Here is a 26,193-nt window from a genome sequence, read left to right as displayed (position 1 = left end):
CCTACGGCGAGGAAGTAAAATTCGGCGGCGGCAAGGTCATTCGCGACGGCATGGGGCAGTCGCAGGCTACCCGGGCCGAGGGCGCGGTCGATACCGTGATCACCAACGCGCTCATCCTCGACCACTGGGGCGTTGTGAAGGCCGACATCGGCATACGTGATGGGCGCATTGCGGCGATAGGCAAGGCCGGCAACCCGCAGGTGCAGCCAGGCGTCGACATAATCATCGGCCCGTCCACGGAGGCCATAGCCGGCGAGGGCAAGATACTGACGGCCGGCGGACTCGACGTCCATATACACTTTATCTGCCCGCAGCAGGTGGACGACGCGATTGCCAGCGGCATAACCACCATGATGGGCGGCGGCACGGGCCCCGCCACGGGCACCAACGCGACCACCTGCACGCCCGGGGCCTGGCACATAGGCAGGATGTTGCAGGCCGCCGAGGGACTGGCGGTTAATCTTGGGTTTTTTGCTAAGGGCAACGCGAGCAGGCCCGAGGGGCTGCGCGAGCAGGTGCTGGCCGGCGCTTGCGGGCTCAAGCTGCACGAGGACTGGGGCACGACACCCGCGGCCATCGACTGCTGCCTGTCGGTGGCCGACGAGAGCGACGTGCAGGTGGCCATACACACCGACACGCTCAACGAATCAGGTTTCGTTGAAAACACCCTGGCCGCGTTCAAGGATCGCACGATTCATACTTTTCATACCGAGGGGGCCGGCGGCGGACACGCGCCCGACATAATCAAGGTGTGCGGTTACGCCAACGTGCTGCCGTCGTCCACCAACCCGACGCGCCCGTTCACGGTAAACACCCTCGACGAGCATCTCGACATGCTCATGGTCTGCCATCACCTCGATCGCAACATTCCCGAGGACGTGGCGTTTGCCGAGAGTCGCATACGCCGCGAGACCATAGCCGCCGAGGACATACTGCACGACCGCGGCGCGTTCTCGATGATAGCCTCTGACAGCCAGGCCATGGGCCGCGTGGGCGAAGTCATAACCCGCACCTGGCAGACTGCCGACAAGATGAAGCGCCAGTTCGGCGCCCTGCCCGGCGAGAAGGGCGACAACGACAACCTGAGGGCGCGGCGTTACGTGGCCAAGTACACCGTCAACCCGGCCATCACCCACGGCATCTCCGATCACGTGGGTTCGGTCGAGGTCGGGCGCCTGGCCGACCTCGTGCTGTGGGACCCCGCGTTCTTTGGCGTGAAGCCGGCGCTGATCATCAAGTCGGGCAGCATCTCGTCGGCGGTGATGGGCGACCCCAACGCGAGCATTCCTACCCCGCAGCCGGAGTACCACCGTCCGATGTTCGGCGCGCTTGGGCGGGCGCTGACCGAAAGCTCGGTGAGCTTCGTCAGCCGCGCGGCGCTGGATGCCGGGCTCGGCGAGTCGCTGGGGCTGGCGCGCCAACTGCTTGCGGTCAGCAACACTCGCGATATCGGCAAGAAGGATATGCTGCTCAACGACGCCATGCCCGAGCTGGAAGTCGACCCCGAAACTTACGAGGTCAGGGCCGACGGCGAGCTGCTGACCTGTGAACCCGCCACCGAGCTGCCCATGGCGCAAAGGTACTTTCTCTACTGAGCACCGACGCTATGCCAGTGAGCACAACAGCCGACGTTTCCGATCGCGCCACGGCCAGGGCGGTAGAGCACCTGCCGGCCCACGAGCGGGCGGATCAGCAGGTGGGCGATGAAATCGAGCTGAATTTTCATGACAGGCACCGTCGGCGCTTGCGACTTGTTACCAGCGCCGGGCGCGACCTGCTGCTGGATCTCGACCGCGTCGTGGCCATGCGCGACGGCGACCTGCTGCGACTCGACGACGGAAGTTGGCTGCGGGTTGTCGCGGCTGCCGAGGAGTTGGTGGAAGTGAGCGCTGCCGACGAGGGCAGCCTGCTCAGGCTCGCCTGGCACGTGGGCAATCGTCACGTACCGGCCCAGCTCGACGGCCAACGCTTCTTCATAGGCCGGGACCACGTCATCGAGGGCATGCTCGAAGGCCTGGGCGCCACGCTGCGGGTCTGTCGCAGACCGTTCGACGCTGAGACGGGCGCCTATCATTCGCACGCAGGCGAAGGCAGCCATGATCACTGATGACGCGACGCTGTACCGGCTCATGGCCTGGAACTCTCCGGCCTTTCCTACGGGCGGGTTCTCCTACTCGCACGGCTTGGAGTTTGCCATCGAGCAGGGCCTGCTGAACGACGCCGACACACTGGGTGAATGGTTGCGGGTGGTGGTGGCCCACGGTTCGGGATGGAACGACGCGGTGTTGTTCACCGCAGCCTGGCAGGCGGCTTCGCGCGGCGGCCTTGAAGACGGCGCGCTCGCCGAGGTCGTGGAGCTGGCGGCCGTGCTGCGGGGTAGCTCGGAGCTGGCCTTGGAGTCGTCGCAGCAGGGCGAGGCTTTTGCCGCCACCGTGGCCGAGTGCTGGAAGGACGAGGGATTGGCCGCCTGGCAGGCGGGTCTGAAGGCAAGGGGGGTGGAACTGGTCTCGCCCCTGGCCTCGGCGATGGCCTGCTGGATAGCCGGTATGCCCTGCAAGGTGGCGCTGTTGGGCTGGCTGCACGGTTTTGTAGCCAACCTTGTTTCGGCGGGCGTAAGATTGGTGCCGCTGGGGCAGGCAGGTGGACAGCGGGTGTTGAAGTCGCTCGAAACGACAGTCATCGAAACCAGGGACCGGGCGCTGGCTTCGACGCTCGACGAGCTCGGGTCGGCAAGCCCGGTGGTCGACTGGGCTTCGGCCTGTCACGAAACGCAGTACACCCGGCTGTTCAGGTCTTGATACCGGGCCGGGAATGGAGGATGAGGAATGAGAGTGAAGGGCGATAACGACAGTAACTCCGGTGGCAACGGCCCCTTGAGGGTGGGCGTAGGCGGCCCTGTGGGCTCGGGCAAGACGGCGCTCATCGAGCAGCTCTGCCGTCGTATGCGTGATGACTACGACCTGTTTGTTGTCACCAACGACATCTACACCCGCGAGGATCAGCTCATACTCACCCGCTCGGGGGCGCTGGCGGCCGAACGTATTGATGGAGTGGAGACCGGTGGCTGTCCGCACACCGCCATACGAGAGGACGCGTCGATCAACCTCGCAGCCATAGCGCGGATGAACGAAAAGTTTCCCCGTGCCGAGTTGTGTTTCGTGGAGTCGGGCGGTGACAACCTGGCTGCTACCTTCAGCCCCGAACTGGCAGACCTCACGGTCTACGTGATCGACGTAGCCGCCGGCGAAAAGATTCCCCGCAAGGGCGGACCCGGCATTACGAGGTCAGACCTGCTGGTGATCAACAAGACCGATCTCGCGCCCATGGTCGGCGCCGACCTCGGGGTGATGGAGCGCGATACTTTGAGAATGCGAGGGGAACGCCCGTTCGTGTTCACCTGCTTGAAGGAAGGCGGCGGGGCCGACCGGGTGGTGGAGTTTATTGTTCACGCCGGCGGACTTGATGTCGCGGCAGCTGCACTGGACAGTGGCCGGGCCGAGGCCACGGCGAGTAACTGAGGAGAAACAAGAATGAACAGAAAGGTAATACTTTTGACCCTGGCGGCACTGCTGTTGCCGTTTGTCGCCCAGGCCCACCCGCTGCCCACGGGGGCAGCCGGTGCGCTACACTGGCTCGCTGCCACGGACCACGTGGCCACGCTGGCAGTAGCGGTTGCTGGGTTGCTGGCGGGCCTAGGCTGGTTTGCTGTAAGGCGCTGACGATCGGTTACAGCGGTCGCGCGTAACGGCGCCTGACGTGAACTCTTCGGCGCTCGATAGAGGCTTCGCGTTGGTCGGGCGTTACTTCGGGCGTGTTGGCAGGCAGCAACCCGCGTACTGATTCGAAGGGCACAACCCGCGTCGCGGGTATCGGGGCCTGGTCCGCCTGGTTCCATCGGTAAACCATGGAGCCCTCGGTGTGACCGGCCGGATCCAGCCAGTTGGGAATACCGGGGTCCCTGGCGGAAATGACGGCGCGAAAAACCCCGTCCGAGTCAATAACTGCCTGGTGGCCGTTCAGGCTCGACTGGTAGTTGGCAAAGTCCAGCGACTCCATCCAGTAGTTGCCCAGGTGCAGGCTCCAGTACCTCGCGGCGGGTGGCGTTACCTCCACCAGGAGGGCTTCATCATCGGCCAGGCGGAAGTACCCGATGCCGAAGGCCTGGTATTTCTGGGAGGCTGCCGCCACGTTTCCCAGTCCTCCCTGGTCGTCGGGAAATGTGTTCAAGTGTTCGCCCTGTTTGCCCAGAGTTGCCTGTACCCACCACTGTGTGTTGTCGTGGACGAATCGCCCGACCGCCCGAAGCTGGGCTGCCGTAGCCCCCGGGCTGACCGTGGTCGGGGATCGCGAGGCGCCGCCGTCGATCCTGTCGATGGTTAAAGTTGCGGGCTCCTCGTTGTCCCAGTCGTAAAAGAACTGGCGCACGATAATGGCGGTAGCGTCTTCGGGGAGTTCCACCCAGTTTCCCCCGCCGGGATTGTCTCCACCCAGCTGGATATCAAAAATTCCGTCGTCGTCTATCTCCAGGTCATCGGCGTCGATATCGACGACCGCGCGCATGCGGGCGACCAACTGAATGCCCAGGAAGTGGACACTGCCGCGTCGTCCACGTACACGGTACACGTTACCGGCCCGGACAGACGTCTGCGCGTACAGCGCGTCTGAGCAATCCAGCCCCCACTTGCCCGTGCCATCGTTCCATTCGAAGCGCGGCCTGTCCGGATCCACGGTGACCATCATTTCGCCCGCGCCCATGCGCAGGAGCGAGGCGAGATGGAGCCAGCCCTCGGCCTGGTCCAGCTGGTTTTCGGGTGCACCCTTTCCCACCACGAAGCTCCCGGCACGCTCAAGCTCGGCCAGCATTTCTTTCCACGCGTCTCCGTTGGCTATGGCCGGGTCTGTTGAAGGTGCTCGCCGAACAGCCCGTCGAACCATGCCCGGCCAGCCACTCGGCGTCTGCGGCTTTTTTTGCTCGCTCATCGTATGTCCTCCATTTCCACGACGAAGCGGTCAATGTAAGACCTGAAGCGTTCGCGCACGTGCCCCGGGTTCAGCCCGTAGTCTTCAAGCGAGTAGGTGTAGCTACCGTGACGTCCCCGTTGGTGTGTTTGCGCCCACGCGGACATTTCGTCGCGGACCCGTCCGATGAAGGCAAGGCCAAGTTTCTGGTACGCACTGGCTACCACCCCGACGGGATCTTCGAGCTGCTCGGTGAAAAACACGTCGGCGAACCGGTCCTCTCCTATGCGCTCGCGAAACGCCATCGCGCGTTCCAGCGCAAGCGGCCAGAACTCGATTTGTTCGTTGCCTATCCGCTTGGGATCCCGCTTGTCGCTGGCCATGCTGCGCGTGACTTGTATAAGCGCACACACTGAGCCAAGTACTGCAGCCGGATCCCGGTGCGTCATTATGAAACGAGCGTCAGGGTAGACCTCGTTGAGCGCTTCAAGTGACAGCATGTGTACCGGGGTTTTAAGGTGCCACCGGTTTGGCGGGCAATGCCACTGCAGGAGTTTCAGGGTGCGTTGGTGGTAACGGTACGCGCTGGTCATGTCCTGGTCTATTACCCACTCGGCGTAGCCCGGGGCCCAGTACTGTCCCGAGAAGTGGTATGTCTTGAATTCCATGCCCAGCAGGTCCTGGCATTCGGTCGGGTCGGTCGGTGACGCGTCGTACATTTTCTTCATTTCGGGGAACGCGGAGTACATCAGCTCCTGTTCGGAGCGGGCGCGTTCGATGCGCGGGTCGGTGTCGCGCGTGGCGGCCTCGGGTGGCGGGGTAGGGTGCATCGACTCCCATGTGAGCAAGGAGCGCGTGTCAGGGTCGCGCGCGAGTCTTGTTGACAAGGCGGTCGTGCCGGTGCGCGGCAGGCCAAGGATGAATATTGGTGCCGGCGTTTCCTCCAGTTCTATTTCCGGATTTTGTCGGTAGCAGTCCTCGACGCGGAGTCGGCTGGACAGCAACCGGCGCAGGTGGCCGAGGGCGACCATGCGACCTACGTCGCCGAGTTCCGCCTCTTCCGACAGCGATTTTGCCAGAACGTCGAGTCCTTCCCGGAAGGAGTCTCCGCCGAAGTCATCGAGCCCGGTATGAGTGATCGAACTTTCGACTAACCGCGCGACGTCCATCAGGCGAAATCCGAGCCCCCGTCGACGTTCACGTTGGCACCGGTCATATACGAGTTGGTCCTGGAGGAGAGAAAGGCGATCACGGCGCCAATTTCGTCCGGGAGCCCCGCCCGGCCGAGGTCGCAGGGTTCGCCGAAATCCTCGGCGATTATGCGGTTGAGATCCTCCAGGCTGTTCGGGTCCACCCCGCGTTCCACGGCCATACCCTCCAGCCAGCGACGCACCCCGCCGGTCAGGAAGGTGCCCGGCGAGACGGTGTTGACCAGGATTCCATCGGGGGCAAGCGTGCGCGACAGGTTCTTGCTGATACTGGTCAGCGCGCTCTTGGCCGCGGTGTAGCTGACAAGCGAGGGAGTCTGGCGCTTGGTCGAATGTGCCGACACGAATACAATGCGAGCCCAGTCGGCTTTACGAAGTAGAGGTAACGCTTCGCGTACGCAGCGCACCGCCGACATGGTGCCGAGCTCGAAACTCTCTTTCCACTGTTCCTCAGTAAGTTCGTCTATTGATCCAGTGACACCCGGGCCGATGGTATTCACGAATGCGTTCAGGGATCCCCAGCGTTCGGAGATTGTAGAGAACCCCTCCCGTACCGAGGCTGGATTGGTAACGTCGACCTGGATACCGACGGCGTCCGGGCTGCCGAGGCGGCGCAGCGCCTTCTCGGTTTCTGCAAGCCCGTCACTGCTACGGGCAAACACCGCCACGCGCGCGCCATCGCGGGCGAAGAACTCCGCGGTCGCGCGTCCCATGCCCTGCGTTCCTCCGGTTACCAGCGCGGTCGCGTTTGAAAGTCCCAGGTCCAAGTTCTCTTCTTCTCCGCGCGCTGGCAACGGGCGCCACGAGAACTTGTAGGATACTTGACCGGCCACGTCGAACAAGGCGGGAGGGCAATGCCTGGTCGACGGCTTGCCCGGTGGCCGCTTGCCTCCAGCTCGTCAGTTGAGGGTGGCGCGGGGTTCGTAGACTCCGTTCTCGAGGGCACCGAACATCATGTCTATGCCGGGGTGCCCCACTGGTCCGTGCTCGGCGTCGTTGAGCAGGTTCTGCTCCGAGACGTAAGCCATGTATGGTCCGTCTTCGTTCTCGGCCAGCAGGTGGTAGTAGGGCTGGTCTTTGCGCGGGCGCATGTCCTCGGGGATCGACTGCCACCACTCCTCGCTGTTGGCGAACTCGGGGTCGACGTCAAAAATGACCCCCCTGAACGGGAAAATCCGGTGGCGTACCACTTCTCCCAGTCTGAACCTTGCTACGGTGTCGGGCATACATAAAGGCTAATCACTGTTAGGGCATCCGTCAACTGACACGCCAGGTTACTCACATTTGCCTCCCTTTGCATTGCTTTCGGGTTGGTATTGCCTCCACCAGCAGGCGGCGCTAGCGTCGGCCGCTGACATGACCCACCACGCCGACGCTATAGAAGCCCTTTCTCATCTCGACCAGCGTCTCGATCCTCCCGGCAACGTGCTTGAGGCCGCCAGGGTTAAAGATGACCAGGCCTGGTACCGCGACTGGGAAGCGGATCCCGAGGCGTTCTGGGAGAGGGCGGCCGACGAGTTACACTGGTTCGAACGATGGCAGCAGGCGATGCAGATCGACGGCAGCAGTCATCGTTGGTTCGTGGGTGGCCGGACCAATCTTTCTTACAACTGTCTGGAGCGTAATATCGAGCGCGGCCTGGGCGACAAGGTGGCGTTGCACGCTGAGTGCGAAGACCAACCGCCGCGTGATTACAGCTACTCTGAAATACTGGAGCAGGTTTCCCGTACGGCCAACGTCTTGCGAGGCCTGGGCGTGGGCGAGGGCGACCGAGTGGTTATCTACATGCCGCTCAGTCCCGAGGGCTTGTTTACCATGCAGGCCTGCGTGCGGCTGGGCGCTGTGCACTCGGTTGTCTACGCCGGCATGGGCGAAGGGGCACTGCGCCACCGCGTAGAGGACTCGGGCGCGCGCGTGCTGGTGTGCGCCGATCTGACCTACCGTCGCGGCGCGGTCGTGCCACTCAAGCCCATTGTCGACGCTGCCCTGGCCGGCCTTGAGCAGGTGGAGCACGTGCTCGTCTGGCGGCGTGACGAGGCCACCGCCCTGGCCCCCGGCGAGCTGGATTTCGAGTGCGAACTGCTCGCGGCCGAGCCTTCCTGCGCGGCGGTCGCGGTGGACGCCGAGCACCCGGCCTTCATGCTCTACACTTCGGGTACCACGGGCAGCCCCAAGGGCGTGGTACACGTGCACGGCGGCTACGCGGTAGGCGTACACCTGCTCATGACCCACTACTTTGACGTGGGTGAGAGCGACACCTGGTGGTCCACCTCCGACATCGGCTGGATCGTGGGGCACTCGTACATCTGTTACGGTCCCATGATGGCCGGCGCCACGCAGGTCATACGCGAAGGCGCACCCGACTACCCCGACGCGGGTATCACCTGGCAGCTGGTAGACAAGTACTCGGTCACGGCGCTGTTCACCGCGCCCACGGCGGTACGCATGTTCATGCGCGCGGGAGAGAAGGCGCTGGCCGACAGCGATCGCTCGACTCTGCGATTGCTGTTCTGCGCCGGTGAGCCTTTCAACCCCGAGGCCTGGCTGTGGGCGGCAAAAAACCTGGCGCCTGCGGGTCACGTGGTCGACAACTACTGGCAGACCGAGATCGCTAGCCCGATGATAGGAACCTTCGCCTGCATGCAGGGCCGTCCGGGCTGGGCGGGTCGCGCCATGCCGGGTATCAAGCTCAAGGTCGTCGACGAAGCCGGCGGGCGCATGGACGACGGCGAAGGCGGCACGCTGGTCATGGAGCAACCCGTGCCCTGGATGATGCAGACTATCTGGCAAGACGACGAGCGCTACCAGTCCTGTTTCAGCGAGCGACTGGGTGGTTATGTGACCGGTGATATCGCGGTGCGCGACAATGAGGGCTACTGGGCTGTGCTCGGCCGGTCGGACGACGTGCTCAACGTTGCCGGGCACCGAATCGGAACCGCCGATGTGGAGAGCTCGCTCATCTCTCACCCGGCGGTGTCCGAGTCGGCTGCCATTGGCTTGCCCGACGAGCTCAAGGGTGAGCGCATCAAGGTGTTCGTGGTGGCTGCCAACGGTTACGAGCAGGGGGCTGATCTGTCCGATGAACTCAGGCAGCACGTTTCCCGGGAGCTCGGCCCCATAGCCCGCCCCTCGGAGTTGGACTTTGTGGATACGCTGCCGAAAACGCGTTCGGGAAAGATCATGCGCCGGCTCTTGCGCGCCCGCGAACTGGGACTGGACGAGGGTGATACGTCTACGCTTGAAGACTGAGCTCGTGCTACCGGCATTGGCCTTGCTGTTGGCCCTGGTACATCACCCGGCGATAGCAGCCGACCAACAGGTGGCCAACCGACAGGCCACGATCATTGGCAGGGCCGAAGTCGTGGACGGCGACAGCCTGCTGGTGGGAACCGCCAAGGTCAGGCTGTTCGGTATCGACGCGCCCGAAGTGGGCCAGTATTGCAAGGGTTCGGATGGCTCGCGCTGGCCCTGCGGTCAACACGCCACCGTGGCCATGGACCGGTTGGCTGGCGGCCGCGCGGTCCACTGCGAGGTGAAAGACACCGACAGCTGGGGACGCAAGGTCTGTGTATGCAAGCTGGGCGACGGCCGCGATCTTTCGGCGGCCATGGTCGCCGCCGGTTGGGCGCTGGCCTACCGGCGCTTCAGTAACGACTACGTTGACGATGAAACCCGCGCCGAGTCACAGGGCGTGGGGATATGGCGGGGGAGCATGGTTCCCCCGTGGAAGTGGCGCGCCGATCGCCGGGGGCGCTGACGCCGATCAGCCGTCGCCCTGGCCACTGGACCTCGGACCGAGGCCGTATTTTTTGAGCTTGTACCACAGGCTGCGTTCACTTATTCCGAGCTCGCGTGCGGTACGCGCCTTGTTGTTGTCGCAGCGGTCGAGGGCGAGACGGATCGTTTCAGATTCCACCGTGTCTATGGCTTCTGCCAGCGAGCCCGAATCGGCTCCACTCGCTACCGGGGCGTTGTTGCCCACCAATCGATCGGGCACGTCGAGCAGCTGATAGAGCAGTTCTGATGACACGCTCGGGCTCATTGCCAGCACGGTGAGTCTCTCGCATATATTGCGCAGCTCGCGCACGTTGCCCGGCCAGGGGTAGTTTTGGAGCATCTGTAATGCGCCGGCGTCGAGTTCGGGCACGTCGCGTCCGTTGCGTCGGGCCGCCTGGGCGAGAAAACTTTCGGCCAGCGGCCCGACGTCGTCCAGTCGGTCCCTGAGAGGCGGGATGTCGAGCGTGAGCACATTGAGCCTGTAGTACAGGTCTTCGCGGAATTCGCCCTTTTCCATGGCCTGGTGCAGGTCCCTGTGGGTGGCCGCCACGATGCGGGTATCGACGTGAATCTGGTTGTTACTACCCAGGCGTTCGATGACGCCTTCTTCGAGTACTCGCAGCAACTTGGCCTGCAGCTGGTGCGGCATGTCTCCTATTTCGTCGAGGAACAGGGTGCCGCCCGACGCCAGTTCAAATTTTCCTACCCGGTCGGCGGTGGCCCCGGTAAACGCACCCCGGCTGTGGCCGAAGAGTTCGGTCTCGAGCAGCTCGCCGGGTATGGCGGCGCAGTTGATGGGGACGAACAACCTGTCTCTGCGTCTGCTCAGGCCGTGTATCGCGCGCGCCACGAGTTCCTTGCCCGTGCCGGTTTCTCCCTTGATAAGCACCGTGCCCTCCGCGCTTCCCACGCGGCGGATAAGGTCGAATACCTCGCTCATTGCAGCCGACCGGCAGATCATGTCTTCGAGTCGCTGCAGTCCGGTGGCCCGCAGGTAGCCGTGTTCTATTTCAAGGGTGATGGTTCGCAGTGCGCGGCGTACCAGCAGCTCGATTTCTTCGAGGCTGAAGGGCTTGGTGACGTAATCGTAAGCACCCTTTTTCATGGCTGACACGGCGCTGTCCACGGTGCCAAAAGCGGTCATGATTATGACCGGGCGCTCGGGGCTCTGTACCGCCGAGGCTTCGAGTACCGCCAGCCCGTCGCGGCCGGACATCTTGAGGTCGGTGAGAATCAGGGCGACGCTCTCGTCGAGCAGCTTGATGGCCTCTTCTCCGTTGCTTGCCGTGAGCACGATCAGGCCCATGGCACTGAGGCTGGCCTCGAGGACGCGGCGAATGCGCTCTTCGTCGTCAACAATGAGTACTGTTTTGCCTGAATTCACTCCAGATGCCCCTTGGTACAGCTTCTACTCTAGACACGGCCGGGTCGTGCAGCAAGGACCGCGGGCGCGTGGTGTGCCGGCAGCTCCTGTTGCTGGTCCGGAATATGAGCTGGCCAAAAAAAAGCGGCCCCGGCAGGGCCGAGACCGCTTTCCCCGAAAAAGCGCGGGTCCAAGGCGTGAGCCCGGGGCCCCTGCTTTGTGGCTTCCTGCAGCCGGCCCCTGGGGGGGCGTGGGACCGACTACTGGAAACACCACGTGACCACTCCGCCAAGCGGGTGGCCGCAGACCCCAGTGCGGCTACCTGAGCCACACCAGAAAAAACGCCGCGACAGGAAACGACTCAACCCAGGCTCCGCGTAACCCCTGAGAAGAGACCACTGTCGCATAGTCGCTTCCTCGCTGAACCGGGTCTCAGTCGAACCCGTCTTGCTCGTCGCGACTGCAATATGAGAAGCAACCGTCGTGCCAGCCCGCGCGTGCCCTGTTATCAAGGAAAACGGCAGGCCCGCGGGCTTGCCAGCAGCTTTTGCGCAAACTATTGCAGGGCGCGGCCCCCAATTTTGCGGGCTTCTCTGCTTGTTTCCCCCCTTTCGGGGGGGTGCTTTTTCAGGCCTGCAAAGGGCTACAGCGCCGCTGTACAACACACCGGTGAGAGCTTAGAACGAGGTATGCCAGCCGCGGTCGACGTCAATTGGCAGGAGATCCACGCCCAGGCGGTGGAGCTGCTGTCGGAGTATATTCGTATCAACACTACCAACCCCCCCGGTGGTGAAGAAGCCGGGGCGTTGTTTCTCCGGGGCTTGCTCGAGTCCGAGGGCATACCCTGCCGCATGCACGACGCCGGCGATTCGAGGGTGTCGATAAGCGCGCGCCTGGAGGGCAGTGGCGGCAGCGAGACCAGCCCGCTGGTGCTGTTGTCGCACATCGACGTGGTGCCGGCCGAGGCCGAACACTGGGATGTGGACCCCCTGTCAGGCCTTGTCGCGGACGGCACCATATGGGGCCGAGGGGCGCTGGACATGAAGTGCATGGGCATAATGGAGCTGCTCGTGATGGTACTCGTCCGTCGTCACCGGCTGCCGCTCAAGCAGGATCTCGTGTTCGTGGCGGTGGCCGACGAAGAAGAGGGCGGTCTCATGGGCGTGCACTACCTTGAGCGCGAGGCGCCCGAACTGCTCAGGTCGAGTTGGATTTTTAACGAGGGCGCCTATGGTTTCAGGGAGTTTATGGGCAAGCCCACTCGCATGTTTGGCGTGGCCCCCAGCGAGAAGAGCCCCTGCTGGATACGCTTGCGCACACACGGAGAACCCGGCCACGGCTCGGTGCCGCACTCGAAGAACTCGCTGGTAGCGCTGGTCAAGGCACTTGCCCGCATCGAGGAACGCGAGAAACGCGCACGCCTGACGGCACCGGTGGAAGCCATGCTCAACACGCTCAAGGGGCAGGGCTTTCTGCCCGAGGATCTCGACCCGCGCGACGACGCGACGCTGGAGGCGCTGGGCGAACTCGACCCCTTCCTGCACGCGATCACCCACGACACGGTTACGCTTACCGGCGTGCACGCGGGCAGCAAGCACAACGTGATCCCGGTTAACTCCGAGTCAACGCTGGACTGCCGACTGTTGCCCGGCACTAACCCCGACGATTTCGTAGAAGAGCTGCGCGCGGTAATCGACGACCCGGGGGTGGAACTCGAGTTGGTGCTGCAACACGACTCGGGACAGTCGTCCATGGACACGCCGGTGACGCAGGTGATAGGCGAGGTGCTCGAAGAGCGCTACGGCAACGACGTGTGCGTGCTGCCGATGCTGTCGCCGGGCTTCACCGACTCGCACGCCTTTCGCAAGGCCGGCGGGCACGCTTACGGGTTTACGCCGGCCCTTCTGTCGCGCGAAGAGCTCTCGACCATACACGGACACAACGAGCGGCTGAGCGTAGAAAATCTCGCGCTGGGCACCGAGTTGTTGTTCGAAGTGACAAGGAGGCTGGCGTGCTCGGGACCCTCGGCCCGCTGAGCACGGGCCTGCGATACGGATGATCCTGGCACGCGACAAGATCCTTGAGGCCGTGCGCGACGGCGATATTATTATCGAACCGTTCGACGAGGCCCTGGTCGGACCGGCGTCGGTTGACCTGCACCTGGCCGGTGAAATTCGCGTGATGAAGCGCGACCCCGCGGCGCTGGACGTGGTCGACGAGGTCGACTATCTCGACCATACCGAGCGGCAGTTGCTCGACGCGCCCTACGCCCTTGAACCCGGCAACACCATCCACGGTATTACGCTCGAAAAGATCACCCTGGCCCCCGGCATATGCGCCTGGCTCGAGGGGCGCTCGCGTTTTGCCCGGCTGGGCCTGATGGTGCACGTGACATCCGGTTTCGTGGCCCCCGGGGTCAGTAACAGGCAGGTGCTTGAGATATCCAACGTGTCGGCCCGCACGCTGAACATCCACGCCGGCACGCGTCTTTGCCAGATCGTGTTCCAGCGAACAGACGGCGAGGCGGTGTACGCGGGCAGGTTCTCAAAACAGGACGGATTGTAGCGGTAGCGAAAGAGACCCGGCAGAAGCGACCCGGTCGAAGTTACTCAGTGAATGCCGCTGGCCGGTGCCAGGGCTTTGGGGTCGACGCCCAGCAGTCTCACCGAGGCTTCCCACTGGTACTCGCAGGGGGTGTCGAACACGAGGTCGGCCGAAAGGGGAGCGTTTACCCAGCTTCCGCCCGTGAGTTCTGCTTCAAGCTGTCCCGGTCCCCAGCCGGCGTAGCCGAGCAGCACGCGCATGCGCGGGGGCGGTCGTGATACGAGCACCGACAGTGCCTCGGGCGCAGCCGTGAGGTGTACGCCGTCAAAGATCTCCCGCGTCGCGGGTTCGCCAAGTCCGGGTACGGGCTCGTGCAGAACCCAGCCGGTTTCGGGCTGCACCGGGCCGCCCATCCAGACCTCCGCCTGCTCGTCTCCGCACCAGTCCATTTCGAGACTGGAGATGAGATTGCACACCAGGTCGTCGGTGGGTCTGTTCAAGACCAACCCGAACGAACCTTCCTCGTTGTGCTCGGCCACGAGGATGACGGAACGTCGGAAGTTCGGGTCGTTGAGCTGTGGCATCGCCACGAGTATCCCCGGCGCAATAGTAAGTTCGGCGGCCATGCCCCAATAATTACCCCCTCTTGATACGGGTCGGCAAGACTGTTTTTTTTGCAGGGTGTCGCAGGTGCCGTAAACAGCGGCATTACGGGCCAGATTTGTTTTGACCGAGAATTTCGCGAGAAGCGCGGGCGGGGGTGGCGGCGATTCTATACCCGAAAAGGTGGTGCTGGGCCTACCCGAACAGGTGGGCTGCCATGCGCTCGGCGGCGAGCTCGGCCGAGTGCACGCAATCGGGTATGCCTATGCCACGGTAGCCGTTGCCCGCCAGGGCCAGGCCGGGCAGGGCTTCCACGTGTTTTTCTATACGGTCCACACGTTGCAGGTGGCCGCGGCCGTACTGGGCCATGGCCCGGGGATGGCGCGAAATTCGTACGTGCAGCGGCGGGCCCTTGAGTCCCAGCAGTTCGGAGAGATCATGGGTTACTGCCGCCAGCAGTTGCTCGTCGTCGAGCAGGGCAGCCCCGGGCTGCATGGCACCACCGGCGAAGGCCCTGAGCAGCACCTGGTCGGAGGGGGCCCGCCCGGGAAACTTTTCGTGGCTGAAGGTGCAGGCCAGCAGGGTGCGGCCTTCGACCGCCGGTACGACAAAGCCGAAGCCGTCCAGCGGGTGGGCTACGTCGCGGCGGGCGAAGGCCAGGTTAATGGTCGCTGTCGAGGCGTAATCAATGGCGTTGAGTTCGGTCGTGAGCTCGGCGGCGATTCCGGCCGTCAGCTGGCCCGAGGCGTGGCTCGGCAGCGCCAGGCACAGCGCGTCAGCGCGCAGCTGCAGCCCCGGGCCGCCCAGCAGGTAGCCGTCACCGTCGTGTCGCAGGCTCTCCACCCGCTGCCCGGTTCGAACGCAGCCGTGGGGCAAGGCTTTTACCAGTGCCGCGGGTAACTCGCCCATCCCGTCGGCCAGGCTCACGAAGAGGTCGTAACGTGGCCCGGTGGTATTGGCCGGAGCCATTGCGCGGCGGGCCTTGTACATGCCCAGTATCAGGCTGCGGTGCTTGCGCTCCATTTCGATGAAGCGGGGCATGGTGGCCTCCAGGCTCAACTTTTCAGGGTCGGAGGTGTAGATGCCGCCCACCAGGGGCTGCGCTGCGCGCTCCAGGGCTTCGTTGCCCAGTCTCCGCCTGACGAACTCGGCCAGGGTCTCATCGTTGCCGCTGTCGCTGCTTTGCCCGCCTCTTGGCAGCAACAGGTCCATTCCCATGCGCAGCTTGCCCAGCGGCGAGAACAGCGGCGTGGTGAGAAAGGGCGCAAGGCGCGTTGGTGCGAGCATCTGAAAACCGTCGGGAATGGGGTGCAGGCGGTGGCCGCGGGCTATGAAGCTGCGCCGTCGTTGGCCGGTGCCGAGCACCCGCTGCTCCAGTCCCAGCTCGTGGCACAAGGCCAGCGCCCAGGGTTTTTCGCTGATGAAGGAGTCCGGCCCGAGCTCGCAGGTAAAGCCGCCGACGTTTTCGGTGTTTATCACTCCGCCGACGCGGTCGTCTGCTTCAAGCACGGTTATGTCGAGATCACGCTCTCGGCGTGCGGCTTCGCGCTGCAGGTACCAGGCCGTCGCCAGTCCCGAGATTCCGGCGCCTACGACAAGAGCCTGCATCAGTCGCGCAGTCCGAATTCGTGCACCGCGTCGATCAGCGCGATGACGTTGTCTACCGGTGTGCCCGGCAGTACTCCGTGCCCGAGGTTGAAAATGAAGCCATCGCGATCGCCCACTGCCGTCAGCACGTCGCGGCATGCGCTGCGCACGGCTTCGGGTCCGGCGAAGAGGATGGCCGGGTCCATGTTGCCCTGCAGTGCGAGGTCGCTGAAGCGCCGCGAAGCCTCGGCGAGGTCGCTGCGATGGTCTATGCCCAGCACGCTTCCACCAGCCTCGACCTGCAGGTCGAGCAGGGCCGAGGTGCCGGTGCCGAAGTGTAAGCTGGGGGTCGACGGCGGCAGTGAGTCGAACACCGAGCGTGTGTGGGGCAGCACGAATTCGCGGTACTCGTCGGGCGACAGGCAGCCCACCCAGCTGTCGAACAATTGCACGGCCTGGACACCGGCCTCGACCTGGGCGGAGAGATAGCGCGCTACTGAGCGCGAGATAAGCTCCATCATGGCGTCCCAGGCGCCCCGGTCGCTGTGCATCAGGCGCTTTGTGTGCGTGTAGTTGCGCGAGCCGCCGCCCTCTATGATGTAGGAGGCCAGGGTGAACGGCGCACCGCTGAAGCCGATCAAAGGCAAGCCCGGGGGTAACTCACTGCGCGTGTGCCTGATCGCGTCCATTACGAAAGGCAGCGACTCGTCGGGGTCGACCTCCAGCAGCCGATCTACGTCGGAAGCATCTCGGACCACGTGCTGCAGGCGCGGGCCGTCACCCCGGCTGTAGGTCAGGCCCAGTCCCATGGGCTCGACGATCAACAGGATGTCTGAAAACAGTATGGCTGCGTCTACTCCGAGCCTCGCTGCGGCGGTGACCGCTACCTCGGCCGATAGCTCGGGGTTCTTGCACAGGTCCATGAACGGGGTTCTCGCGCGCAGCTCGCGGTACTCGCGCATGTAGCGACCGGCCTGCCTCATCAACCATACCGGTACGCGTTCCACGGGTTCTCTTCTGCAGGCTCGCATGAAGAGACTCTGTTCGGGATCGTCGCTCGCGAATTCCCGGCGGCCGGCCGTCGGCGGTGGGCCGGGTACGGCCTGGCGTCGGCGTTGCTCGAGCAGCGGTAGTGCCTGTTCGGCTGCCACCTTTACCAGGGCGCCCAGCTTGCCGCGCGCGGGTTGCACATCGACGGGGATCTCCAGTTCTTCGAGTGTCTGGCTGCAAACCGGGCCGATCGACGCGACTACTACTTCTTTGAGTGACTGGCGCAGGTGGTCAACGATGCCGGCAGCCGAAGCGATTTCGATAACGTTACGGGCCTGCATCGAACTGGTGAACAGCAACACGTCGGCCGTGCCCGAGATGATTTCGCGCAGCCCGTCGAGCAGCGGTCTCGTGTTCTCCGGCGTCGCCCAGCGGTACACCGCTACGCTCAAGGGCGTGGCCCCGCGCTCGGCCAGTCCACTGGCGAGCTGGGGGCTGTCGGCGCCGTACTCCTGCACGGCAACGGTCTTGCCTTCGAGGGAAAACGTTGACTGGTTTGCGTCGAAGGCCGCGAGCACTTCCTGCCAGGTGTTGGGTTCTTCAGCGCGAAGGTCCACCCGGACACCGAGTTCACCCAGCGCCCTGAGTGGTTTAGGGCCGCGCACTACCACCGTGGTTTTTTTCAGTGCGGCCACGAGCTCGTCGCGTTGGTGCACTGTCTCCATGGCTGCAAAGAGATGCCGGGTGCCGACACCGGTCAGGAAGACTACCGCGTCCACGCGGCCGGCGAGCAGCTGGCTTGCAAAGCTTGTGGCCGGCCCGTTGTCGCTGAGTTCGACTTCGCGCATCGCTGGCGCGCTGATAGCGATGCCTCCCGATTTTTCGACCAGTGTTCCGCACTCGGCAGCGAGGCGGGATTCGAAGAAGACCACCCGCAGGCCGCCAAAGCCTTCTGCAGTCGAACGGTTCGCACCGTCCTTACCGGCCTTACCGGCCTGGTCGCTGGAAGCCGAAATCACCGCTCTACTGTAACCCTCCTTATCCGTTTAGCCAAAAGCGAAAAGCGGTGCTTATCAGTGACCCGTTTGCGCCGCCCTACCTACCCGAAAGGGTGTCACCCATGTGGTCAAAGTTTGCCGCCGGGCTAACACCTCCTGGCCATTCTGTGGTAGCCTTCCCGTTGACTTGCGCCGGCTGAGTCGAAAACGAGGCAGACAAAAGGCTTGTTTTCAGGCGGCGGGCGCGCAGGACGGGAGGGTCGGATATGAAAACCATAGGCGATGTAATGACTCACGGTCTGGCGAAACTTCAGACCATCGATCCCGCGAGTACGGTCAAGCAGGCGGTTGATCTTCTCAACCAGCACAACATTGGAGCGCTGCCTGTCTGCGACGCGGGCGGGAGCCTGGTCGGTATCATAACAGAGCGCGACGTCCTCAGGCTCTGCGGCAGCGATGGTATTGCCGGTCTCGACACGCACATGGTCAGCGAAGTCATGACACCCTCACCGCTGGTAGGTGTGCCCGACGACTCGGTGGCCTACGTTATGAGGATAATGACAGAACACCGTATCAGGCATCTACCGGTAATGGACGGTGGAAGGCTGGTGGGCATAGCCTCGATAGGCGACGTGGTGAAGGTCCAGCTCGAGGAGACCAACGCCGAAGTGACTTACTTGCGCGAGTACGTCTCCGGCTGACCCCGGCCGCGCGATGCGGCGGCGGGCTTGACCGCCGCAGGCGAAAGCGGGAAGCTGCCGCGCGGTGAGCTTCCCTACGTTTACAGGTATCGACCTACGCGCACACTCTCGCGGCCTCGTGGCCGCGCTTGCCTGCGCGTTCATGGTGGGCCTGTTACTGCCGCCCGACTCGTCTGCGCTCATCCTCAACACCGAGAAGGAGCGGCGGGTCGAAGGCGGCGAGGGACTTAGTCGCAGGCTGAACCTGAGCATTGCGCTGCGCTCGGGTAACGTGGACCTGGTCGATTTCGGCCTGGGCCTGAGGCTCGAAAAGTGGGACGAGCATCGTTCCTGGTTGCTCATCGCCGGCGGCCGGGTGGCCGAGAAAGACAACAGTACCTACGTGCAGGAAGGGCAGGTCCACATTCGCCGCAACTTCCGGCGCGACCAGCGGCTGGACCCCGAGGTCTTTGCGCAGCTGCAGACCAACGAGTTTGCCGATCTCAAAATTCGCGCCCTCCTGGGTGGCGGTGCGAGGATACGGCTGGAGCGTTTCGAGCACAGCAGGGCCTGGTTGGGGCTCGGCGCGATGATTGAAAGCGAGTCGCTGGACGTTGATACCGGCTCCGGTGAAGATTCCTCGGTGTCAGCCTTGCGGCTCAACACTTACCTGTCCTTGTCGCGCGCCGTGGGCGAGAGCGCGGACTTTTCTGCCACGGTCTTCGTGCAACCGCGCGTTGACGATCCCGGTGACCTGCGCGCGATGGCCGAACTCCTGCTCGAGACGCGGGTTACCGAGCGCATCAGCCTGGACCTCTCGCTGTCACTTGAGCACGACAGCCGGCCTCCGGGTGACGTGGAGCAGACCGACGTCCAGCTGCGCAACACGCTGGTGTTTGACTGGTAGCGGTCAGGGCTTCGTTGCGGGTGGGGGCGAGGGTTCCTTGACGTCGAGGCCTATAATTTTTCCGAAGCGATCTATCACCGACAGCAGCCCACCCGTGCCGTGCGCGACTATGCCAGATGCCACGTTGGCGCTGCTTCTTACGACCTTGCCCGCGAGTGCTCCGCCTGGCAGGATCTCGGCCGCGTCGCTGCCCTCCGCCAGTATGCGCCCAGCCGCGTCGGGGATCACGTTGAGCACGGTCGACACGACCGCCCTGGGGTGAACCGCAACACCGGGATCCTTGAAGTCGCCTGACACCGACACCGGCACGTAGGTCCAGCCCTCGGTGTCCTTGAGATAGGGCATCAGTATGCCCGCCGACAGTAGCTCACGTTTTTCGCCCGGGCCGATTCCTATCCACAGGTCGAAGTCCATGCTGGTGTCGAAGCCCACGCTCCCGCGCAGGGCCAGCTGGCCTGCGCTGTTGCCGAACACCGCCAGGGGACTGTGGACGCGCCCGTCGCGTACCTGGAAGTCCCCACCCGAGTCCACCATTTTCAGTTCTGCCAGCGGGGCGATGCCGGTCTTGCGGGCGAGATCCTTCATGAAAGCGGAGTCGCGGAAGCCGGCTCGCGGTACCGCGAGCGACGCGTCGGCGCGCAGCCCGGTTAGCAACTCCTCGCCCGTGCCGGCTCCCGACACCGAACCCTCGAGGTTGAATACGCCCTTAAGCGTCCCCCATGAAGGCGGCAGGTAGTGCTGCACGGCCAGTTTGATATCGGCGCCGGTGAGTTTGCCCGCGGCTTTCCAGGCCGGCCCCGGAGATGAACCAGCACCGAGCGCTGGGTCGGTCTTCCTCGGCGAGAAGTCCACGTGCGCGGTTAGATCGCCCAGGCTTCCGCCGTAGAGATCGGCCTCGGTTTCGTAAACGCGGAGCACGCCTCTGCCGTACTCAACCTTGCCGGAGGCTTGCTCAAACTCCAGGCCTGGGAGGATGACGGCTCCAGCGCGAAAGTTGCCGCGCGCCGTGATGGGGACTTCGCGGGGATCGCGCCGCAGGGGAAGCTCGCCCTTCCACTCCCTGCTCCGTTCGCCGACTTTCACCATATCGAGGCGGTCGAGGTCGAGGTCTATGGCCAGCGCGAGGTCGTTGTCCAGGCTGCCCTCGAAGCCCAGGTCGGCCGTGAGCTTGCCTGATTGGCTGGCCCAGCCGGGGCCGAAAACTGCCGTCGCCACGCTGGCCCACGCGGCGTCCCTGACCAGCAGCTTGCCGGAGTAACGATCCGGTTTGCCGCCGGGAAACAGGTCGGCCTCACCGTCGAGGGTACCGCCAGCTATTGAACCCGTGAGCCCTCGTATCCGCAGCCGCCCGGCTTCGCTGACGGCCAGGCCCGACAGTCGGCTTATCTCCAGTCCACGCCAGCTGAGGGTGCCCAGTTCAAGCCTGGCTTTACCTGCTGAGGGCGCCGGCAGTTGCGGCTGTAGGTCGCCGCGCCACGCGGTGGCGAAGGACGCCGCGCGCTCGAGGTCGAGGCCCGAGAGGCGCACGAATTTTTCGCCGTGGTTGCGTAACTCGAAGTCACGCCGGGGACCGCCGGGAAACAAGAGCGTTCCCTTCGCTTCGAGCGGCCACGCGCCGTGTGCCGGTTTCCAGCGAGCCGTTTCTATCGACACCGTCGCAGCGTCATCGTCGTCAGGCGGCAGCAAGAGGATACGGCTGTCGCGAATAACCAGCTGCTTGAGCTTCAGTGATACCGCAGCGCTGCCAGGCGGTGGCTGCCAGTCGCTTTTGTCGCCTTCGCCTATGCTGGGCGGCCGGTTGAGCGAGTCGGTGTTGAGTCCACCCGACCGAGACCTGCGCAGGGTCATCGTCAGTCCACTGAGGGAGAGCGAATCGATTTCGAGTCGTGCTTCGAACAGCGCGGCGAGATTTATTCCCAGGCTGACCTCGTCGATCTGTAGAAACGGACTGTCGTTGGGAGCCCAGTCGGGGTCCTCGGACAAGCTGACACCGCGCAGCCACAGCGAACTGGTCTTGAAATCCAGCTCGTCGACCTTCAGGCGTCGCCCGAGCCTGGCCTCGACCGCCGGGAGCAGGTTGCTGTTAACCCATTCGGCGTCCAGCAGCAGCTCGCTGATCAGCAGCGGCACAGCCAGGGCGACGACCAGTACCAGCAGCGCCAGCCCTATCATCAGCCTGCCGGCCAGCCCTCCTTTCTGTTTCTTCGATGTCACGGTTCGACGTTTCACCGCTCCCGGTGTTTCAATGGTCGCTACGCGGAGGCAAAAGCGCCAACGCAAAGGAGTTATTTATGCGTTGCCGCACCAAGGATCACTACCTCCTACCGCTGGTTTTGTCTGCCGTCCTGTCCCTGGGGGCGTCCTGCACGTCTCCCGAGGGGCCCCCGTCGAGGGGGTGGGAGGTGCCGGCAGCCCAGCCCGGGGGCGAAACACGCCCCGCGGCTGTGCTCGACGACATAAGCGAAGCGCTCGACGCCATGCCGGCCGGCTACGCGCCGCGTACCCACCACCTGGGGGAGGACGGTTCGCCTGAATTCAGTAATCGCCTATCCATGGAGGGCAGCCCCTACCTGATCCAGCACGCCCACAACCCGGTGGACTGGTACCCCTGGGGCGATGAGGCGTTCGAGGCTGCGCATCGCCTGGGTCGGCCGGTGTTGCTCAGCGTTGGCTACTCGACCTGCCACTGGTGCCACGTCATGGAGCGCGAGTCCTTTGAAGATCTCGAGATCGCGGCTTTCATTAATTCGCATTTCGTCGCCATAAAAGTTGATCGTGAAGAACGGCCAGACGTTGACGCGGTGTACATGGACGCGGTGCACGCACTGGCCGGGCGCGGCGGTTGGCCGATGACCGTAATGCTGACACCGGATCGCGAGCCATTTTTTGCCGGAACATACTTTCCCGCGCGCGACGGTGACCGAGGTGCTCGTCGCGGCTTTCTCAGCATTTTAAAAACACTTTCGGATAACTACGCCGACAATCCCGATGCTGTCGTAGAGCAGGCGGCCCGGTTGACCTCACGGCTCCAGGCCGCCGCCCGTGCCGCGGCCCCGGTGGGAGTACCGGGTGACGAGATGTTGGAGAAAGCAGTTCAGTCTCTGACGGCTTCCTTCGACCAACAGTGGGGAGGTTTTGGCCGCGCGCCGAAGTTCCCGCGTAGCGTGATGCTCGACATGCTGCTGCGTTACCACCGTCGCAGCGGCGACGAGCGCGCCCTGGAGATGGTGGTCATCACCCTTGAGCGTATGTTGCAGGGCGGCGTGTATGACCAGGTGGGTGGCGGATTTCATCGCTACTCCACCGATGCGCGCTGGCTGGTGCCGCACTTTGAGAAGATGCTCTACGACAACGCGCTAATCGCGTCGACGCTGGTGGAGGCCTGGCAGGTCAGTGGCCGCGATGATTTTGCCCGGGTGGCCCGCGAGATACTCGACTACGTGTTGCGCGAGATGACCGACGAGGCTGGCGGGTTTTACTCGGCCACCGACGCCGACAGCCCGGCGCCCGGTGGTCACGAAGAAGAAGGGTTGTACTTCACCTGGACACCGGGCGAGCTAGACGAGGCACTGGGAAAAGACGAAGGCGAATTTGCCCGCAACTATTGGGGCGTTACCGAGGGCGGTAATTTTGAAGGCCGAAGCATTCTCTACGTTGATCGTAACGCGGCTGCGGTCGACCGCGAACGGCTCGACGCCATACGCGCGCGGCTGTACGAGCTGCGCGCCGACAGGCAGCCACCGGGCCTGGACGACAAGGTGCTCACGGCCTGGAACGGACTCATGATCTCGGCGCTGGCCAAGGCCGGGCGTGCCCTGGGCGAACCGCGTTACGTCGATGCGGCCGTCAGGGCCGGTGAGTTCCTGGTGTCGCAGCTGCGCTACGGTAACCGCCTGCGGCGTTCATGGAAATCGGGCAAGGCGCGGCACGACGGCGTGCTTGACGACTACGCCTTCCTGGTGGCAGCCCTGCTCGATCTCTACGAAACCGACTACGACCGGCGCTGGTTGGAGCTGGCGCTCGAGCTGCAGGGTGGCGCCGACGAGGAGTTCCTCGACGAGACCGCGGGAGGCTATTTCCTGTCGCCGGCGAGCGGAGAGAACCTGCTGGTGCGCAAGAAGCCATCTTACGACGGCGCACGTCCCTCGGGTAATTCGGTCATGATATCGAACCTCATGCGCCTGTATGAGTTCACGACCGACGAGCGGTGGAAAGAACGCGCCGAGCGCACGCTGGGCGCGTTTGCCACGGCCTTGGGGCGCTATCCGGCTGGTAGTCCCCGCATGCTGTCGGCACTGGACTACTATCTCGACAGTCCAAAGGAGGTCATCCTCGTGCGCTCGGCTGACGACGATGATCTCGGCCCCTTCACCGCGGTGCTCAGCCGCACTTACCTGCCCAACTGCATCGTCGCAGCCGTCACCGAGGGGGAGCAGGCGCGCGAGCTTGCAGGACTAGTGCCTCTGGTAGGAGAGAAGACGGCGATCGAGGGCAAGGTGACGGCTTACGTCTGTGAGAACCGGGTGTGCAAGTTTCCGACGACCGACCCGGAGAAGTTTGCCGAACTGATTTCCACGGTCAAAAATTACCAGTAGCCGCTCGGCAGCAGAACTTTAGGACCCCGGCAGGCAAGGAGAAAGGGGAGTCCCAACCTGCCGGGATCCCGTTCCCGGCCACCAAGGGGGGGGCGGTAACCGGGAAATATCAAATCATTCTGATTCGGAGAATACGCCTTATTCCAGTAAGCGGTAGAGGATGGCCGTTGGTTGTGTCGCATACGAAACTTGCCGGGGGGACGGCACTGGTCGTTGCGGTGAATAAGAGCAGTGATTACTAAGGTTATCAGGGGCGGTTGTAACGATTGGGTATGGTGTTCGAATAACGAACAGCGGACGAGACAGTTGCGTAAAAGGGCAGTTGCAGTGCTGCTGGCCGCGTCTTACAGGTCCAGCAGCGCGTGGTCTCGCATCATGCAGCGGTCCATGACCACGTCCATGCCCGCCTGCTGCGCGCGCGCGGCGGCTTGTTCGTCGACTACGCCGTCCTGCAACCAAACGGCGGGGATGCCGGCTTCGATGGCCGCGTCGACCACCTCGCCCGCGTACTGCGAGCGTCGGAATACCTGTACGATGTCTACCGGCTGCGGCAGCGAGGCCAGGTCGGGTGAGCAGTCGCGCCCGAGCACGCTTGCCACGCGCGGGTTTACGGGCTCGATTTCGTAACCGGCGGCCAGCAGGTAGGCTGCCACCCGGTGCGAGGCGCGGCCGGGGTCGTCAGACAGCCCGACCACGGCAATGATGCGGCAGTCGGTCAACAGCCGCCTGGGAATTTCGGGTACCGCTTCCACCCGCGTCTACGTTAGCGCTTGTCGGAAGCTTTTCCTATTCTCTAAGCTGGCTACACCACCCATGGACATCAAACGAAAAAGCACCCGCGCTGTCGCCGTAGGCACGGTAGTTATAGGCGATGGCAATCGCATTGCCGTCCAAAGCATGACTGCCACGCCTACGAGCGACGCGGCGGCCACGCTCGAGCAGGTCAACGCGCTGCACGCGGTTGGCGCGGATCTCGTGAGGGTGGCCGTAGACAGTCGCGCTGACGCCGATGCCCTGGCCGACATACGCAAGGGTACAGATGCCAACCTGGTGGTGGACCTGCAGGAGAACTACCGCCTCGCGGAAAGGGTCGCGCCCTGGGTGGACAAGTTGCGCTATAACCCCGGGCATCTTTATCACCACGAGCGTGAGCGGTCCTGGCAGGACAAGGTCCGTATGATCGCGGGTGTCGCCGCAGACAACGACTGCGCGCTGCGGGTCGGCGTCAACTGCGGCTCGGTGGACCCTGAGCTCGCCGACCGTTACGGGCCCGGCGACGCCGTGACGCCCATGGTGGAGAGCGCCACCGCTCACTCGGACTTTCTCGACTCTATCGGTTTTACCCGCTACTGCGTATCGCTCAAGGATTCCGACCCCGCCCAGGTGGTCGACGCCAACCTGCGCTTCAGTGAACAGCGCCCCGGGGTGCCCCTGCACCTGGGCGTTACCGAGGCTGGCCTTCCACCCGACGGAGTCATCAAGACGCGCATCGCTTTTGAGCAGTTGCTGGCCCGTGGCGTAGGCGACACCCTGCGCGTGTCACTCACCGTACCCAACGATCGCAAGTGCGAAGAAATCGAGGCTGCGCGCAGCATCCTCGCCGACGTAGCGGCTGGCCGCGTGCGCAGCGTGGTCGACTACGGCCTGCCCGGACTCAACATTATCAGCTGCCCGAGTTGTTCGCGGGTAGAGAACGAGGCCTTCGTGCAGCTGGCCGAAGACGTGCGCGATCTCACGGCTTATGCCCGCGACCACAGGCTCACCATTGCCATCATGGGTTGCAGGGTAAACGGCCCCGGCGAGACCGATGACGCCGACCTCGGGCTGTGGTGCGCGCCAACCTTTGTGAACCTCAAGCGTGGGCCCGAGAGCCTGGGCTCGTATTCCTATGAAGAGATACTGCCGCGCCTGCGCGCCGAACTCGACCAGATCATTGCCTCGCAGGTTGCGGCCGAGGGAGCTTGAGAGAGTTGGCTGCCCGC

23 protein-coding genes are annotated in these 26,193 nt (G+C 63.9%); 13 read left to right on the top strand and 10 right to left on the bottom strand.

Annotated features, from left to right (window positions below):
• From ureC to EYQ35_08250, 5 genes are all read left to right on the top strand, one after another.
• Positions 1–1,595: urease subunit alpha (ureC, locus tag EYQ35_08270; protein HIF64130.1), on the top strand; the 1,595-nt coding region annotated here is incomplete at its 5' end.
• A gap of 11 nt (positions 1,596–1,606) precedes the next feature.
• The gene (locus EYQ35_08265) at positions 1,607–2,107 is read left to right on the top strand and encodes an urease accessory protein UreE (protein ID HIF64129.1); all 501 of its coding nucleotides are present in this window, start codon (positions 1,607–1,609) and stop codon (positions 2,105–2,107) included.
• Positions 2,097–2,798 (top strand): urease accessory protein UreF, encoded by a 702-nt coding sequence (locus tag EYQ35_08260; protein HIF64128.1) that lies wholly within the window; start codon positions 2,097–2,099, stop codon positions 2,796–2,798. Before EYQ35_08265 ends, EYQ35_08260 begins: the two co-directional genes overlap by 11 nt.
• Before the next feature lie 27 nt (positions 2,799–2,825).
• Positions 2,826–3,518 (top strand): urease accessory protein UreG, encoded by a 693-nt coding sequence (gene ureG / locus EYQ35_08255; GenBank protein HIF64127.1) that lies wholly within the window; start codon positions 2,826–2,828, stop codon positions 3,516–3,518.
• Between the two features lie 12 nt (positions 3,519–3,530).
• A complete protein-coding gene (locus EYQ35_08250; protein HIF64126.1) occupies positions 3,531–3,719 on the top strand; it encodes a hypothetical protein in 189 nt (62 codons plus the stop codon).
• 7 nt (positions 3,720–3,726) lie between these two features.
• On the opposite strand, the gene EYQ35_08245 is transcribed toward EYQ35_08250, so the two are convergent.
• The 4 genes from EYQ35_08245 to hspQ form a co-directional block, all read right to left on the bottom strand.
• Complete coding sequence (locus EYQ35_08245; protein HIF64125.1) at positions 3,727–4,980, bottom strand: DUF1214 domain-containing protein; 1,254 nt, start codon at positions 4,978–4,980, stop codon at positions 3,727–3,729.
• The gene (locus tag EYQ35_08240; GenBank protein ID HIF64124.1) at positions 4,977–6,128 is read right to left on the bottom strand and encodes a sulfotransferase; all 1,152 of its coding nucleotides are present in this window, start codon (positions 6,126–6,128) and stop codon (positions 4,977–4,979) included. The genes EYQ35_08245 and EYQ35_08240 overlap by 4 nt, the downstream gene beginning before the upstream one ends.
• Positions 6,128–6,934: an SDR family oxidoreductase gene (locus tag EYQ35_08235; protein ID HIF64123.1), complete on the bottom strand. Its 807-nt coding sequence runs from the start codon at positions 6,932–6,934 to the stop codon at positions 6,128–6,130. Before EYQ35_08235 ends, EYQ35_08240 begins: the two co-directional genes overlap by 1 nt.
• A gap of 132 nt (positions 6,935–7,066) precedes the next feature.
• Positions 7,067–7,393 (bottom strand): heat shock protein HspQ, encoded by a 327-nt coding sequence (hspQ, locus tag EYQ35_08230; GenBank protein ID HIF64122.1) that lies wholly within the window; start codon positions 7,391–7,393, stop codon positions 7,067–7,069.
• A gap of 130 nt (positions 7,394–7,523) precedes the next feature.
• Here hspQ and EYQ35_08225 point away from each other — a divergent pair, with 130 nt between their 5' ends.
• Both EYQ35_08225 and EYQ35_08220 read left to right on the top strand, forming a co-directional pair.
• Positions 7,524–9,416: an acetate--CoA ligase gene (locus EYQ35_08225; protein HIF64121.1), complete on the top strand. Its 1,893-nt coding sequence runs from the start codon at positions 7,524–7,526 to the stop codon at positions 9,414–9,416.
• On the top strand, positions 9,310–9,924 hold the full coding sequence (locus EYQ35_08220) for a thermonuclease family protein (GenBank protein ID HIF64120.1): 615 nt from the start codon (positions 9,310–9,312) through the stop codon (positions 9,922–9,924). Before EYQ35_08225 ends, EYQ35_08220 begins: the two co-directional genes overlap by 107 nt.
• A gap of 6 nt (positions 9,925–9,930) precedes the next feature.
• On the opposite strand, the gene EYQ35_08215 is transcribed toward EYQ35_08220, so the two are convergent.
• On the bottom strand, positions 9,931–11,328 hold the full coding sequence (locus EYQ35_08215) for a sigma-54-dependent Fis family transcriptional regulator (GenBank protein ID HIF64119.1): 1,398 nt from the start codon (positions 11,326–11,328) through the stop codon (positions 9,931–9,933).
• Positions 11,329–11,774: 446 nt separating this feature from the next.
• On the opposite strand from EYQ35_08215, the gene EYQ35_08210 reads away from it, so the two are divergent.
• Positions 11,775–13,343, top strand: coding sequence for a M20/M25/M40 family metallo-hydrolase (locus EYQ35_08210; GenBank protein HIF64118.1), 1,569 nt, complete (start codon positions 11,775–11,777; stop codon positions 13,341–13,343).
• A 19-nt stretch (positions 13,344–13,362) separates the two neighbouring features.
• Complete coding sequence (dcd, locus tag EYQ35_08205) at positions 13,363–13,872, top strand: dCTP deaminase (GenBank protein ID HIF64117.1); 510 nt, start codon at positions 13,363–13,365, stop codon at positions 13,870–13,872.
• 44 nt (positions 13,873–13,916) lie between these two features.
• On the opposite strand, the gene EYQ35_08200 is transcribed toward dcd, so the two are convergent.
• The 3 genes from EYQ35_08200 to hemE form a co-directional block, all read right to left on the bottom strand.
• Positions 13,917–14,477: a YqgE/AlgH family protein gene (locus EYQ35_08200; protein ID HIF64116.1), complete on the bottom strand. Its 561-nt coding sequence runs from the start codon at positions 14,475–14,477 to the stop codon at positions 13,917–13,919.
• A gap of 172 nt (positions 14,478–14,649) precedes the next feature.
• Positions 14,650–16,062 carry a protoporphyrinogen oxidase gene (gene hemG / locus EYQ35_08195; protein ID HIF64115.1) on the bottom strand — a complete coding sequence of 471 codons (1,413 nt, stop codon included), beginning with the start codon at positions 16,060–16,062 and terminating at the stop codon, positions 14,650–14,652.
• On the bottom strand, positions 16,062–18,047 hold the full coding sequence (gene hemE, locus EYQ35_08190; GenBank protein HIF64114.1) for a uroporphyrinogen decarboxylase: 1,986 nt from the start codon (positions 18,045–18,047) through the stop codon (positions 16,062–16,064). Before hemE ends, hemG begins: the two co-directional genes overlap by 1 nt.
• A gap of 269 nt (positions 18,048–18,316) precedes the next feature.
• On the opposite strand from hemE, the gene EYQ35_08185 reads away from it, so the two are divergent.
• Both EYQ35_08185 and EYQ35_08180 read left to right on the top strand, forming a co-directional pair.
• Complete coding sequence (locus EYQ35_08185; GenBank protein HIF64113.1) at positions 18,317–18,730, top strand: CBS domain-containing protein; 414 nt, start codon at positions 18,317–18,319, stop codon at positions 18,728–18,730.
• Between the two features lie 64 nt (positions 18,731–18,794).
• Positions 18,795–19,616: a DUF481 domain-containing protein gene (locus EYQ35_08180; protein ID HIF64112.1), complete on the top strand. Its 822-nt coding sequence runs from the start codon at positions 18,795–18,797 to the stop codon at positions 19,614–19,616.
• A 3-nt stretch (positions 19,617–19,619) separates the two neighbouring features.
• Here the strand turns inward: EYQ35_08180 and EYQ35_08175 are convergent, their stop codons facing one another.
• Positions 19,620–21,845, bottom strand: a complete 2,226-nt coding sequence (locus EYQ35_08175) for a hypothetical protein (GenBank protein HIF64111.1) — start codon at positions 21,843–21,845, stop codon at positions 19,620–19,622.
• Between the two features lie 248 nt (positions 21,846–22,093).
• Here EYQ35_08175 and EYQ35_08170 point away from each other — a divergent pair, with 248 nt between their 5' ends.
• Complete coding sequence (locus EYQ35_08170; GenBank protein HIF64110.1) at positions 22,094–24,211, top strand: thioredoxin domain-containing protein; 2,118 nt, start codon at positions 22,094–22,096, stop codon at positions 24,209–24,211.
• A 344-nt stretch (positions 24,212–24,555) separates the two neighbouring features.
• On the opposite strand, the gene EYQ35_08165 is transcribed toward EYQ35_08170, so the two are convergent.
• Positions 24,556–24,963, bottom strand: a complete 408-nt coding sequence (locus tag EYQ35_08165; protein ID HIF64109.1) for a CoA-binding protein — start codon at positions 24,961–24,963, stop codon at positions 24,556–24,558.
• Between the two features lie 61 nt (positions 24,964–25,024).
• Here EYQ35_08165 and EYQ35_08160 point away from each other — a divergent pair, with 61 nt between their 5' ends.
• Positions 25,025–26,176, top strand: coding sequence for a flavodoxin-dependent (E)-4-hydroxy-3-methylbut-2-enyl-diphosphate synthase (locus EYQ35_08160; GenBank protein ID HIF64108.1), 1,152 nt, complete (start codon positions 25,025–25,027; stop codon positions 26,174–26,176).
• Positions 26,177–26,193: the final 17 nt, after the last annotated feature.

The organism is Candidatus Binatota bacterium (genome assembly GCA_012960245.1).
In the GTDB taxonomy this organism is placed as follows: domain Bacteria; phylum Desulfobacterota; class Binatia; order UBA1149; family UBA1149; genus UBA1149.
The sequence above is the reverse complement of the archived record's forward strand: the minus strand, read 5'-3'. Positions and strand labels throughout refer to the sequence as shown.